Below are 13,987 nucleotides of genomic sequence, written 5' to 3' on the forward strand. Positions count from 1 at the left end.
TAACAGCTGAGAATGGGCACCGAACCCTCTCTATCTATTTGTTAATGAAACTAGGGTAAAGTTGCCGACCAAGAAGCCACTTAAAGCAGTACGGCCATCGTTTGGTTGAAACGTTTGATCTGACGGGGCGTCGTCAGAAAGAACGCGCGGGAACCATGTAGGGTACTGGAAACAGGCAATCCTGGAAGATTGCCTGGCAGGTCTGACTGAAGGCTTAATCTTTCTTGACCGGGCCTGCGAGGTAGACATCATCGGTTACCGCTTCGAACCAATCGACAGGTTTGCCGTCCTGCGCTTCCTGGATAGCCACGTGCTGCATCGCCGTCTTGTCCGTAGCGCCATGCCAGTGACGGCGTCCACAGTTGCACCAGATCAGGTCACCCGGACGAATCTCCGTCTTCGGACCACCTTCGCACTGCGTCCAGCCTACGCCATCTGTAACCAGTAGAATCTGTCCCAACGGATGACTATGCCAATGGGTGCGTGCCCCGGGTTCAAAGTTGACGACGGCGAGGCCTACGCGCGAAGGCTCGGGTGCACTGAACATGGTGTCGATACGGACATTGCCGGTAAAGGTTTCAGCGGGTCCCTCGATAGCCTCTGTAGAACCGGCGCGCTGGATTTGCATATCTTCGGATGACTTATCGGACTCACTCATGGAAAAGGCCTCCGTTAATTGGACGGTCACACATGTGATCCGTCATGGGGAAAGTTACCGCTAAACAAAAAGTAGCAAACATCGATTGAATAGATTAAGTGTTGAATTATAAATTCAGCTTGAAGCGGAGCTTCATAATGGTAAATCACCACCTGGACGACCTGGCGGTTTTCGTGGCCGTTGGGCGCGAAGGCAATTTCACCAGGGCGGCGGCTCATCTCGGAGTTTCCCCGTCCGCTGTAAGTCAGACCGTCCGGAGCCTGGAAGAACGCCTGGGCGTCCGTTTATTGACGCGTACGACACGCAGTGTGACTCGGACAGAAGCAGGGGAGAAGCTTTGGCGATCCATAGCGCCGTTGCTGGACCAGATCGATGAGCATCTATCGGCGGTTGCCGATTACCGGGAACATCCGGCAGGAACGGTAAGGATAACGGCCGATGAGTTTGCCGTGCGCTTTATACTGTGGCCCAAACTCAAACCGTTACTGGATACCTATCCGGAAATTACGATTGAACTGACCACCGACTATGGCCTGACGGACATCGTTGCCGAACGGTTTGACGCAGGGGTGCGAGTGGGTGGTGTCATTGCCAATGATATGATCGCAATGCCCATCGCGCCACGAATGCGCCTGGTAACCGTCGCCTCGGCGGATTACCTCGCCCGGCACGCCGCGCCCCGGACGCCAGCGGAATTGACCGGTCACCGCTGTATTAACCTCCGCCTCCCGACCCAAGGTGGACTCTATCCCTGGGAGTTCGGAAGCGGGGAACATGAATTCAGGGTTCGCGTTGACGGCCCGTTGATCATGAATAGCGTATTGCAGATTCTGCAGGGGGCCATCGAAGGGGTGGGCTTGGCCCAACTGCCCAATGGCCTGGTTCAGGACTACCTGGACCGTGGTGAGCTGGTTGAAGTCCTGCGGGAATGGTCCGAGCCCTTCGAGGGTTACCATCTCTACTATCCCAATAGACAGCAAACGGCGGCCTTTCGGGTCGTCCTTGATGCGCTGAAGTCCGGTGCTATTCAAGACTGAACGCCCGAAACCCCGGCTCTGGTAATGCCGGCTTGCACTTACCTTTTCTGACTCAATCAGGAAACACCACTGTCCGGTTGCCGTGTAAAAATACCCGTTTCTCGATGTGATAACGCACTGCCCGGGCCAGGGTCTGGCTCTCTATATCCTGACCTTTGGCCACCAGGTCCTCAGGGTAGTGGCCATGATCGACCGGTTGTACACCCTGGGTAATGATGGGCCCCTCGTCGAGGTCGTCGTTGACGTAGTGGGCGGTTGCGCCAACCAGCTTAACTCCCTTTTCCCAGGCCTGATGATACGGCTTTGCGCCTTTGAAACCCGGCAGCAGTGAATGGTGGATATTGATGGCGCGGCCGTCCAGCCGAGCAGCCAGCTCCGGCGACAGGACCTGCATATAGCGCGCAAGCACGACCAACTCACAGCGGTATTCCCGTATCAGTCGCCAGAGTTCGGTTTCCTGTTGGGGTTTGGTCTCCGCCGTAATGGGCAGGTGGAAATAGGGGATACCGTGCCAGTCCGCCAGGGGCTTCAGGTCAGGGTGATTTGACACGATAAGCGGTATGTCCATCGCCAGTTCGCCCTTGCGGAAACGGTAGAGCAGGTCGTTGAGGCAGTGATCAAATTTGGACACGAGGATAGCCACCCTCGGGCGATGATCGGGCGATGTGAGCTCCCACTGCATGTCAAACGGGGCAGCCCGATCCCCGAATATCGAACGGAATCGCTCGAGGGAGTCCTCCCCCTTCAATGGACGCAGTTCAACGCGGATGCTGAAACTTTTCGTCGCACGATCGTCGTAGGAATTCATCGCGACAACATAGTTTTCCGTTTCCGCCAGGGCGCGGGTGACCACGTCGACCGTACCCAGGCGGCTCGGACATTGGGCGGTGAATATCCATAGGTCTTCGTTGATAGCCATTGCGCTGTCTTTCCCGGAGTCAGGTCTTCTTTAACTGTTGCTTCGTCAGTAGGCGGGATTCAGCCCGCCACAGTGCCAACGTCAGACCTATCGCCGACGTTTGTCCTTTCCGGCAATGGCGGCTCGCCGATAGAAAGGCCATATTCACCGGCAGCGTCGGCCAGCCATCGCCAGATGTAGTCGGCGAAACTGCGTCTTACGATGAATGCCCAGTCGTCATCGCCGAGACGACGCAATGTCGCCTGTGATTTGGCCAGCACGGTCGTTACGACTTTGCCGACCGGGAAATTACGGTCGTGAACGTCATAGGGGCAACTCTTCATGATGACCGACCTGGCCTCGGCTCCCGACAACCGGACGACAGTCTGGCCCCCGCCCACATTGATTACGGCATAATGCCCATGAAGCTGAGTACGCAACTGGTGCTCCATAAGGAAAGCCTGGTCACCGGGTCCTATGAGTAGCCACTCGTCCGGCGTAATCCAGCTCAATGACCAGTCATCGTTTTGGCTGCTTTGCAGCGGACCGGGCAGCTCGAACCCCGTTGCGGCCTTGACGCCTTTACGAAATTCCTCTGATTCTCCATTACCACGCAGGATCAGGTGGGTTTTCAGGGCGTCTTCCCACATGAAGACGCCAGCCCGCGTTGCTGTGTCCTCCGGCCTGGAAGGACGCATCTCGCAAAGCGGACTCCGGGCAGGCACGTCGGCAGCAGGTCGTTGGTCCATCAGGGCGACACCCGGCTTTGTGGCCTCGGTGATCGCGGCATGGTTGAGATCAGACATTTTGACGCTCTCCTTTCGGGTCCAGGAAGATCGTGCTGCAGATTTCCGCTTCGACGACTTCGCCATTATCGAGGGGGTAGTAAACGATATCGCCATCCCGATTGTGGCCATTGCGGATCAATCCCATGGCGATGGAACGTTTCAGGTTGGCGCTGTAATAGCTCGAGGTGACATGTCCCAGCATGCGCATTGGCTTGGGCTGGTTCGGATCGTTGACGGCCTGGGCGCCTTCCGGCAGTACGATGGCAGGGTTACGGGTTTTCAGGCCAACCAGTTGCTTGCGATCGGGGCGCACGCAATCCTCCCGCTTCATGCCACGCTTGCCAATGAAGCTGAAGGGCTTGTCCTCCTTGACGGCCCAGCTCATGCCGAGGTCATAGGGATGCACAGAGCCATCGGTATCCTGGCCGGCAATGATGAAACCCTTTTCCGCGCGCAGGATGTGCATGGTCTCGGTACCGTAGGGTGTGAGCTCGTATTTGGCGCCATGCTCAAACAAGGCTTCCCAGACGTGCAGGCCATAATTCGCCTGTACATTGATTTCGTATGAGAGTTCGCCTGTGAAGGAAATGCGGAACACCCGGGCGGGCACACCCGCCACGGTACCCTGGCGCCAGTCCATGAACCTGAAGTTGTCCTTGTCGAGATCGATGTCATCAGTGAGTTCAGACAGGAGTTTGCGTGCGTTCGGCCCCGCGATAGTCATCGTGGCCCAGTGGTCGGTCACGCTGTTCATGTAGACTTCCAGCTCAGGCCACTCTGTCTGGTGATAGAGTTCCAGCCATTCCAGAACGCCGGCAGCTCCGCCGGTTGTGGTTGTCATCAGGAAATGGTTCTCGCCCAGGCAGGACGTGACGCCATCATCGAACACCATGCCGTCCTCTTTGCACATCAACCCATAGCGGCATTTACCGGGTGCCAGCTTGGCCCAGGCATTGGTATAGATCCGGCCCAGGAACTCGCGGGCGTCTTTGCCCTGGATATCGATCTTGCCAAGGGTGGATGCGTCGAGAATGCCCACGCTGTTGCGAGTAGCCAGGCATTCACGGTCCAGTGCCTGCTGCATCGTTTCGCCCGGCCTGGGGTAATACCAAGGACGCTTCCATTGACCCACGTCTTCGAACAGCGCGCCGTGACTGACATGCCACGCGTGCATTGCGGTATACCGCATGGGATCGAACAGATCATTGCAGTGGCGGCCGACGATAGCGCCAAAAGTGACTGGCGTGTAGTTGGGCCGGAAGATGGTTGTGCCCGTCTGGGCAATGGTTTGATTCAGCGACTTGGCCGCGACAGCCATTCCATTGATGTTGCCGAGCTTGCCCTGGTCCGTACCAAAACCCATCGCGGTATAACGTTTGACGTGTTCGATGGATTCAAACCCCTCTCGCGTCGCCAACTCAATGGCCGCCGCAGTGACGTCGGTCTGGAAGTCTACAAACTGCTTGGGAGCCCGGCTGTTCGGTTTATGGTGGGGGACGCAAAACAGGGCCATCGGGCGCAGTTCCGCTGCGATTTCGGTGGACGGCACCGGAAGAGGTTCCGTGGGATAGCCTGCGCGGGTTGCCGCCAGAGCGCCGACTTCTGCGCCATTTTCGAGGCATTTATCCAATCGGAACCGCCCGGTCACCGCTCCCGCTACGAGCTGCTTCTGTACCGTACTGCCAGGTACGAAACCGATAACGTCATCGTCCCAGACGGGACGACTACCGGTGTGGCATGACAAGTGAACCACCGGACTCCAGCCACCGGAGGTCGCCAGGGTATCGCAAGCCAATAGCTGGTCGCTTCCGGCAACCTGACTGCCATCAGCGCTAAGTCCGCACAGGACGGCCCCCTGGACCCGTTTGCGACCCCGCGCTTCAATGACGGCGTGGCCGGTATGTAATTTAATACCCCGACGGCGGGCTTCATCCTGTCGGGTGCCGCCCACACCCTGCCGTGAATCCACGATAGCCACGACTTCGCGACCGGCATCCTGCCAGTCAAACGCGGTCTGGTAAGCATTATCGTTGGTCGTCATCAATACGAGCCGATGGCCGGGAACGACCGCATAGCGCTTGATATAGGTCGATACTGCTGACGCCAGCATACAGCCCGGCAGGTCATTGTTGCCGAACACCAGCGGGCGCTCATGGGCCCCGGTTGCAAGCACGACCCACTTAGCCCTGACCCGATGCATGCGCTGGCGTGACTGGTTGGCCGGGGCCCTGTCGCCAAGGTGATCGGTGCGGCGTTCGTGGATCGTCAGGAAATTATGGTCGTGGTACCCATTGACGGTCGAGCGGGGCAGCAGCAGTACGTTGGCGTTACCCGCCAGTTCATCAAGCGCCGTCTTAACCCAATCGGCTGCCGGTCTGCCGTCGATGGATTCACTGCTATCCAGCAACGAACCGCCCATTTCGGGCTGTTCATCGGCTAGAATCACCCGGGCGCCGGAACGACCAGCAGACAGGGCAGCCGCTAACCCGGCAGGCCCCGCGCCAACGATGAGGACGTCCGCGTGGTGGTTAAGGTGATCGTACGTATCCACATCCGGGAGCCGTGGTGAGCGACCAAGACCGGCGGCTTTGCGGATATATTTCTCGTAGGTTTCCCATGCGGCCTGCGGGAACATGAAGGTCTTATAGTAAAACCCGGGGGGCAGCATGCGTCCGAACAGGGCGCCGATGACGCCAAGGAAGTCGAAGTTCAGATTCGGCCAACCACTGGTGGGTTCGCTGACCAGGCCTTCGAACAGTTCCTGCTGGGTTGCCCGGACATTCGGTGTCTGTGTGGCCTCTGTTGCGCCGACCTGGAAGATCGCATTCGGCTCCTCGGCGCCTGCAGCAACGACGCCTCGTGGTCGGCTGTACTTGAAGCTGCGCCCGACGATATCAACGCCATTGGCCAGCAGCGCCGAGGCCAGCGTATCGCCCGCGAATCCCTGGTAGGTCTGGCCGTTGAACGTAAACGTTAGCGGCCGGTTGCGATCGATTCTGCCACCACGCTCGATACGGTTGGGTTGGTTCATGGTTCGCCCCTCAGGCCTGCTGTGTATCGTTGGTTAGGGTCACGCTGGGCTTTTCGCCGATCCGGTATGTTTCCAGGATCTCGTAGCTCTGGGTGTCTCGTGCGATATTGAAGAACCGGCGACATCCGATGGCGTGGATCCAGAGTTCGTGATGCAGGCCGCGCGGATTCGAACGGAAATAGAGGAAATTCCCCCATTCCTTGTCACTGGTTGCGTCCGGGTCGGCCGGGCGTGCCAGATGGGCCTGACCCTTGGCATGGAATTCCTCTTCTTCCCGGTGCTCGCCGCAATAGGGACAGTAGATATAGAACATGGCATGTCCTCCGTTAGTGGGCGACGCCAGCAGCGCCGTGTTCGTCGATCAGCGCCCCGTTATGGAAGCGGAACATGGAGAAGGGCCTGGCCAGTTCATGGGCCTGGCCTTTGGCAAGGGTGGCGGCAAAGACGTGCCCCGAGCCGGGCGTTGCCTTGAACCCGCCGGTACCCCATCCACAGTTGAAGAAGAGGTTCTCGACCGGTGTATCGGAAATGATTGGACATGCATCCGGGCAGGTATCGACGATGCCGCCCCATTGGCGATTCATTCGCACCCGGCTGAAAATCGGGAACATTTCCACGATCGCCTGGAGCGTGTGCTCGATCGTCGGGTAGGAGCCGCGCTGGCCGTAGCCGTTGTAGCCGTCGATACCCGCACCGATGACGAGGTCACCCTTATCGGACTGGGAAATGTAGCCGTGGACGTGGTTCGACATGACCACCGTGTCCAGTATCGGTCGAATCGGTTCGGAGACCAGTGCCTGCAGGGGATGTGACTCCACCGGCAGCTCGAAGCCTGCCATTTTGGCCAGCACGCCGGAGTTGCCGGCCACAACGCAGCCGATACGGTCGCCACGGAGGACACCATGCTGTTTCGTTTCCACGCCAACGGCTGCGCCGTCCTCGGTAAGAATGTCGGTTACTTCGCACTGCTGAATCAGGTCCACACCCATGGCGTCGGCGGCGCGGGCGAAGCCCCAGGCGACGGCGTCATGCCGGGCAACACCGGCGCGAGGCTGCCAGGACGCACCCAATACCGGGTAACGCCGGTTCGCGTTACAGTCCATGATCGGCACGATTTCCTGCACGCCTTGGGTGTCCAGGGCAACGCTGTCGATACCGTTCAATCGATTAGCGTTAACCCGGCGATGGATGTCCCGCATGTCCTGTAGCGTATGGCCCAGGTTCAACACGCCCCGTTGCGAGAACATCAGGTTGTAGTTCAGTTCCTGGGCAAGCCCTTCCCATAGCTTCATGGCGTGTTCGTAGAGTAGCGCCGCTTCGTCCCACAGGTAATTCGAACGGACGATGGTGGTGTTACGTGCGGTATTGCCACCGCCCAGGTAACCTTTTTCCACCACGGCCACGTTCGTGATGCCATGTTCCTTGGCCAGGTAATAGGCCGTTGCCAGGCCATGGCCACCACCACCCACGATGATGACGTCATACTTGCGTTTGGGCTTCGGGTTGCGCCAGACACGTTGCCAGTTCTCGTGGTAAGTCAGGGCGTGTTTGAGCAGTCCAAATCCGGAGTATTTCTGCATGACGGGCTCCTTCTGGTGGCCATGGGAATGGGCCGGCGCGGATGTAAAGATCAGCGCCTCAGTCCAGGTGAACCCTCGTCATGACGCCGACATGCATTGATAGTATGTGTGTGTCGGCTGGCCTATCTGCTTGACCGCGACACCCTGGGAAGGATTTGCGACAGGATGGGGGAAATTCATGTCATGGGGTGGCCATGAAGCGCCAAGGCAATCAACATTCAATGACGTTGACGGCGAGCCCACCCCGGGACGTCTCCTTGTATTTGTCGAGCATATCGCGCCCGGTATCGCGCATGGTCCGGATAACTTTGTCGAGAGAGACAAAATGCTCGCCGTTTCCGCGCAGGGCCATAACGGCGGCATTTATCGCCTTGACCGCGCCGACGGCGTTGCGCTCGATGCAGGGCACCTGTACCAGCCCGCCGATGGGGTCGCAGGTCAGCCCCAGGTGGTGCTCCATTCCAATTTCCGCAGCATTCTCGACCTGGCGGGGCGTGCCACCGGTGGCAGCGGCAAGACCCGCTGCGGCCATGGCGCACGCCGATCCGACTTCGCCCTGGCATCCCACCTCGGCGCCGGAGATCGACGCATTTTCCTTGAACAGGATGCCGATAGCCGCTGCGGTCAGGAGAAAACGTATAACCCCTTCCTCATTGGCATCCGGGCACCAGTTCCAGTAGTAATGGAGTACTGCCGGGATAATGCCTGCCGCGCCGTTGGTCGGTGCGGTAACCATGCGGCCGCCGGCTGCGTTTTCCTCATTGACGGCCAGGGCGTACAGGTTGACCCAGTCCATGGCACTCAGTGAGGGCGATATGAGATCTTTGCGGTCTGCGGCGATCAGCAGTGCATGAAGCGATGCCGCGCGTCGCTTGACCTTGAGACCGCCCGGAAGGATACCTTCGTTGCTGATGCCGTTACGCACACATTCCTGCATGACCTCCCAGATATGAAGGATGCCGTCGCGGATCTCATCCACCGAACGCCAGGCTTGTTCATTGGCGAGCATAACCTCTGCGATTGAGAGGGCATGGGTATCGCACTGCCTCAGCAACTCCTCGCCGGTCTTGAACGGATAGGGCAGTGGCGTTTTGTCCTCTACAATCCGATCGGCACCTGCGGCTTTTTCGTCGACGACAAAACCACCACCCACAGAGTAATAGGTGCGTTCGCGTAGAACGCGTCCGTCGGCGTCAAATGCCGTAAAGCGCATACCGTTAGGGTGGTAGGGCAAGCTTTGCTGACGGTGATACGTTAGGTCGTCTTTTTCGCTAAACCGAATAGCATGTTCACCGTTCAGGTTAAGCGTCCCCTGGTTACATATTTTTTCCATTCGGGGCATGAGAATCGCCGGATCGATACGGTCCGGTCGTTGCCCCTCGAGGCCGAGCAGAACCGCAGGTCCCGTGCCATGGCCCTTACCGGTTGCGCCCACGGAACCGAAAAGCTGGATATCCACACGAACGACCTCGTGCAAACGCCCCGTTTTTTGAACGCCGCGAGCAAAACGCCTGGCCGCTGTCATCGGCCCCACCGTATGGGAGCTCGACGGACCGATACCGACCTTCAACATATCGAAAAGACTGATAGCCATAGCGCATCCCCTCTAGCATCGAACGCGGCCGAATTGTTGGATCAACCGTAGGCGGGGAAATCCCGGCAAAGCTGGCTCACCTTCTCGCGGACCCCTGCAATGGTCGCACTGGGGTCTCCAGCCTGTAGGGCATCCAATACGTCGGCGATCCAACCGGCCAGCACCTGACATTCAGATTCACCCAAACCGCGAGTGGTTACAACCGGAGAACCGATACGTAAGCCGGACGTGACAAAGGGCGACTCCGGATCGTTGGGCACTGCATTCTTGTTAACGGTTATGTGAGCCTCGCCGAGGGCAGCATCGGCGGCCTTGCCAGTAAGCCCCTGCTTCACAAGACTCAACAGGAACAGGTGATTGTCGGTGCCGCCAGACACCACGTCATAACCCCGGGCGATAAAAACGTCAGCCATTGCGCGGGCATTCGTCACCACCTGTTGCTGGTAGGCGTGAAATTGCGGCTCGGCAGCTTCCTTGAAGGCCACCGCCTTGGCTGCAATGACATGCATCAGCGGACCGCCCTGACCCGCGGGGAAGACCGCGGCGTTCAGTTTCTTGTCGAGTTCAGGCTGGCCCCGGGAGAGGATAAGACCACCCCTCGGGCCCCGAAGCGTCTTGTGCGTGGTCGTGGTGACCACGTGGGCATGCGGTAGCGGGTCGGGGTAGACACCTGCAGCGACCAGACCTGCAACGTGGGCCATGTCGACCATCAGGTAGGCGCCGACCTGGTCGGCAATCTCCCGGAATTTTGCCCAGTCGACAACGCGGGAATACGCCGAAAAACCCGCAACAATCATCTTCGGCCTATGCTCCCGAGCCAGGGCTTCGACCTGTGCGTAGTCGATTTCGCCGGTGGATTCGTCGAGTCCATACTGGATGGCGTTATATAGCTTGCCGGAAAAGCTCACATGGGCACCGTGCGTCAGGTGACCTCCATGCGCCAGGCTCATACCTAGCACTGTGTCGCCCGCGTTCAGGAGCGCCATGTAGACAGCCGCGTTGGCCTGTGACCCGGAGTGCGGCTGGACATTGGCGTAGTCGGCACCGAACAGCGCTTTAGCCCGGTCGATGGCTAGTTGCTCGACCCGGTCGACGTGCTCACATCCGCCGTAGTAACGCTTGGCCGGATAACCCTCCGCATACTTGTTGGTCAGGCAGGAGCCTTGCGCCTGCATAACCAGTGGACTCGCATAGTTTTCAGAGGCAATGAGTTCAAGATGATCTTCCTGGCGGGCCGCTTCGTCCTGCATTGCCGCCCAGAGTGCGTCGTCGTATGAAGCCAGGGTTTCTGTCGTATCGAACATGGTTGCTGGTTCCTGTGTCTGGTAAGCCGACCTGACGGATCAGGTATGGATGCGATTGGTGGGATAGTAGACCCAAGCCGAAGGAACAATCTGCTCTGGCACGACACGGAGGTATTGATTTGCGACAGCGGCTGGTGAGGTGGAAACGATCGATGCGTTGGTCAATGGAACCGGCCGGCAGGTTCATGCCGGCAAAGAAGTGACAGCGTAATCATCCGTGTCTTCTACGCGAACAAAGCTGTCGTATTCAGGCATGTGGCAGGTTATCAGGGGGCTAGAGTAGGAGAGGCAATCTTCCACCACAACAGTCCACAATGAAGGAAGACACAATGACCAACAATGCATCCAACCGTGGCGTGGTCTACCAAGGCCCCGGTCACGTGTCCGTTGAATCAATCGCCTTTCCCGAACTGGCCCTGGGCAACCGCCGTTGCGACCATGGTGTCATACTGCGAGTCCTGACGACGAACATCTGCGGCTCCGACCAGCATATGGTCCGTGGCCGCACAACGGCGCCACAAGGACTGGTCCTTGGCCATGAAATTACCGGTCAGATCATCGAATGCGGTCGCGACGTGGAGTTCCTGCGTGAAGGGGATATCGTTTCCGTTCCCTTTAATATCGCCTGCGGTCGCTGCCGCAACTGCAAGGAGGGCAAGACCGGTATCTGCCTGAACGTCAATCCGGCCCGGCCAGGGGCCGCCTATGGCTACGTCGATATGGGCGGCTGGGTGGGTGGCCAGGCGGAGTACGTCATGGTGCCCTATGCCGACTTCAACCTGCTCAAGTTCCCTGACCCGGACCAGGCGATGGAGAAGATCAAGGATCTGACGTTGCTCTCGGATATCTTCCCAACCGGCTTCCATGGCTGTGTGACGGCGGGTGTCGGGCCGGGATCCACTGTCTACGTGGCCGGCGCCGGCCCTGTGGGCCTTGCGGCGGCGGCAAGCGCACGTTTGCTCGGTGCGGCTTGCGTGATTGTCGGTGACATGATCGACGAGCGGCTCGACCAGGCCCGCAGTTTTGGATGTGAAACGGTTGACCTGAAGCAGGATGCGCCGCTCCCTGAACTGCTGGAATCGATCCTCGGAGAACCGGAAGTCGATTGTTTCGTCGACTGCGTGGGTTTCGAAGCCCATGCTTGCGGGCACGACCACCACAATGAACAGCCGGCGACCGTACTCAACGCTGCCATGCAGGTCACGCGGGCGGGCGGTGAGATTGGCATTCCCGGGCTCTATGTCACCGAGGATCCGGGAGCCGCCGAGGCTGCTGCCCAGAAGGGGTCGTTGAGCATGCGCTTTGGTCTTGGCTGGGCCAAGTCACATTCGTTCCATACCGGTCAGTGTCCGGTGATGAAATACCATCGCCAGCTCATGCAGGCGATCCTGTTTGGACGGGTGGAGATTGCGCGGGCGGTCAACGTGCAGATGATCAGTCTCGATCAGGCGCCGCAGGGGTATGCCGACTTTGACGGTGGCGCGGCCAAGAAATTCGTCATCGATCCGCATGCCTCCGTGGCTGCCTGAGGAAGACCTCAGTAAACGGAACTGCGAGCCCCGGAGTAGGGGGCTCGCTTCCAGGCTTAGACTTACAAACGGTCATGCGTGAGATTTTTGAGGACCGTATCGGCATACCAGTCCAGGAAATTGATAATGCCAAACTCGTAGGTTTCGGAATAAGGCCCTGGCTGGTAAGCCAACGAATTGATGCCACGCTGGTTTTGTTCTGCCAGCTCCCGATCCTGCTTGTTGGTTTGATCCCAAACGTAACTCAACTGCGCGGGATCGTAATCCTCACCCTCGACCGCATCCTTGTGGACCAGCCATTTCGTCGTTACCAGCGTTTTTTGAGCCGATACCGGCTGAACCTGGAAGACGATCATATGGTCGCTCTGCATGTGGTTCCACGAGTTCGGCAAGTGCAGCAGCCGCATCGATCCCAGATTAGGGTTCTGGATTCGCCCCATCCGTTTTTTGCAGGCAGGCTTGCCGTCCATGGTCATGACGGCCGTTCCATCTTTTAGCGGCATACGCACAATGCGATTTCTCAGCCCAAACTCGACATGCTTGTGCGGAATCCCCTCACGGTCCCATTCGGCAGCCTGCCGCTCGTACTGCGCCTTGAACTCCGGCGTCGCACGAGGATCTGTCGTGTCGTCCCATTCCAACAGCGTGCGCAGGAGCTCGGGATGAGACCCCGAACAGTGATAGCACTCACGGTTGTTCTCGATGACCAGTTTCCAGTTGGCATTCTCTTCAAGCGTCGATTCGGCTGCGACCTTCGCATTTTCCATGTCATAGGGCTCCATATAAGCCTCGAGCGCGGCCAGGTATTGGTCGATTTCAGGAGGCTCGTGCTCGGCAAGGCAAACATAAATGAAGCCACCTGCCGTTTTGCAATGCGCAGGCTTCAGGCCAAAATCGGATTTATCGAAACCCTCGCCCATCTCTGTTCCGGCGTAGATCAAGTCGCCTTTCAGGTCGTAGGTCCATTGGTGGTAGGGGCAGGTGAGGTTGGCAACCTTGCCTCTCTTCCCAGTACACACCCTCGATCCCCGATGGCGGCATACATTATGAAAAGCTCGAATTCCGCCGTCCCTGTCCCGCACCACCAGTACCGGGTTCTGGCCAATGTCCACGGTCATGTAAGCCCCCGGCGAAGGAATCTCACACGCCATACCCACGAACAACCATTCCTTCATGAACACCTCTTCCATATCGATCCGGAACAGGAACGGGTCGTTATATAACGATTGCGGCAGCGAAAACTGACGAGCACGCTCGGCAAGGATGCGGCTCATGTCCAGTCGAGCGTCCTCGATGTGGTTGTATTTCAGATTGAGCAGGTCGAACTCGGTCATTTGAGCATATCCTTTGAAGAGGTGAATTCGGCGTGCATTCTTTCCGCCGGTGGCACAGGTTCGCTGAATGCCATTCTCCGCAGGGCGCAGGAAAATCGTTTGTCCGTTAGCGACACTCGTGGTGATTAATTCGACTTGGCGGTAGGGCGAGGAGGCAGGACAGCACTGTAATTGGAGAAGTTGATCAAGACTTTGTCGTAAATGGTTAACTCGTGATGCCTGGTTTTAACCAGA

11 protein-coding genes are annotated in these 13,987 nt (G+C 58.3%); 2 read left to right on the top strand and 9 right to left on the bottom strand.

Annotation, left to right across the window (positions count from 1 at the left end):
• Positions 1-214: 214 nt before the first annotated feature.
• The gene (locus RE428_RS11865; protein WP_004582228.1) at positions 215-658 is read right to left on the bottom strand and encodes a (R)-mandelonitrile lyase; all 444 of its coding nucleotides are present in this window, start codon (positions 656-658) and stop codon (positions 215-217) included.
• A 137-nt stretch (positions 659-795) separates the two neighbouring features.
• Between RE428_RS11865 and RE428_RS11870 the strand changes: the two genes are divergently transcribed.
• Entirely contained in the window at positions 796-1,695 is a 900-nt protein-coding gene (locus RE428_RS11870; RefSeq protein ID WP_004582229.1) for a LysR family transcriptional regulator, read from the top strand.
• A gap of 52 nt (positions 1,696-1,747) precedes the next feature.
• On the opposite strand, the gene purU is transcribed toward RE428_RS11870, so the two are convergent.
• The 7 genes from purU to glyA form a co-directional block, all read right to left on the bottom strand.
• On the bottom strand, positions 1,748-2,614 hold the full coding sequence (purU, locus tag RE428_RS11875; protein WP_004582230.1) for a formyltetrahydrofolate deformylase: 867 nt from the start codon (positions 2,612-2,614) through the stop codon (positions 1,748-1,750).
• A 59-nt stretch (positions 2,615-2,673) separates the two neighbouring features.
• Positions 2,674-3,399, bottom strand: a complete 726-nt coding sequence (locus RE428_RS11880) for a sarcosine oxidase subunit gamma (protein ID WP_004582231.1) — start codon at positions 3,397-3,399, stop codon at positions 2,674-2,676.
• The gene (locus RE428_RS11885; RefSeq protein WP_004582232.1) at positions 3,392-6,412 is read right to left on the bottom strand and encodes a sarcosine oxidase subunit alpha; all 3,021 of its coding nucleotides are present in this window, start codon (positions 6,410-6,412) and stop codon (positions 3,392-3,394) included. The genes RE428_RS11880 and RE428_RS11885 overlap by 8 nt, the downstream gene beginning before the upstream one ends.
• 10 nt (positions 6,413-6,422) lie before the next feature.
• Positions 6,423-6,725, bottom strand: a complete 303-nt coding sequence (locus tag RE428_RS11890; RefSeq protein ID WP_004582233.1) for a sarcosine oxidase subunit delta — start codon at positions 6,723-6,725, stop codon at positions 6,423-6,425.
• A 13-nt stretch (positions 6,726-6,738) separates the two neighbouring features.
• Entirely contained in the window at positions 6,739-7,992 is a 1,254-nt protein-coding gene (locus RE428_RS11895) for a sarcosine oxidase subunit beta family protein (RefSeq protein WP_004582234.1), read from the bottom strand.
• 211 nt (positions 7,993-8,203) lie between these two features.
• Positions 8,204-9,586, bottom strand: a complete 1,383-nt coding sequence (locus RE428_RS11900; RefSeq protein WP_004582235.1) for an L-serine ammonia-lyase — start codon at positions 9,584-9,586, stop codon at positions 8,204-8,206.
• A gap of 41 nt (positions 9,587-9,627) precedes the next feature.
• Positions 9,628-10,890: a serine hydroxymethyltransferase gene (gene glyA / locus RE428_RS11905; RefSeq protein ID WP_004582236.1), complete on the bottom strand. Its 1,263-nt coding sequence runs from the start codon at positions 10,888-10,890 to the stop codon at positions 9,628-9,630.
• Between the two features lie 329 nt (positions 10,891-11,219).
• On the opposite strand from glyA, the gene fdhA reads away from it, so the two are divergent.
• Complete coding sequence (gene fdhA, locus RE428_RS11910; RefSeq protein ID WP_004582237.1) at positions 11,220-12,419, top strand: formaldehyde dehydrogenase, glutathione-independent; 1,200 nt, start codon at positions 11,220-11,222, stop codon at positions 12,417-12,419.
• A 62-nt stretch (positions 12,420-12,481) separates the two neighbouring features.
• Here the strand turns inward: fdhA and RE428_RS11915 are convergent, their stop codons facing one another.
• Positions 12,482-13,753 carry an aromatic ring-hydroxylating oxygenase subunit alpha gene (locus RE428_RS11915; RefSeq protein ID WP_004582238.1) on the bottom strand — a complete coding sequence of 424 codons (1,272 nt, stop codon included), beginning with the start codon at positions 13,751-13,753 and terminating at the stop codon, positions 12,482-12,484.
• Positions 13,754-13,987 lie beyond the last annotated feature (234 nt).

Origin of the sequence: Marinobacter nanhaiticus D15-8W, assembly GCF_036511935.1 — a bacterium.
In the GTDB taxonomy this organism is placed as follows: Bacteria; Pseudomonadota; Gammaproteobacteria; order Pseudomonadales; family Oleiphilaceae; genus Marinobacter_A; species Marinobacter_A nanhaiticus.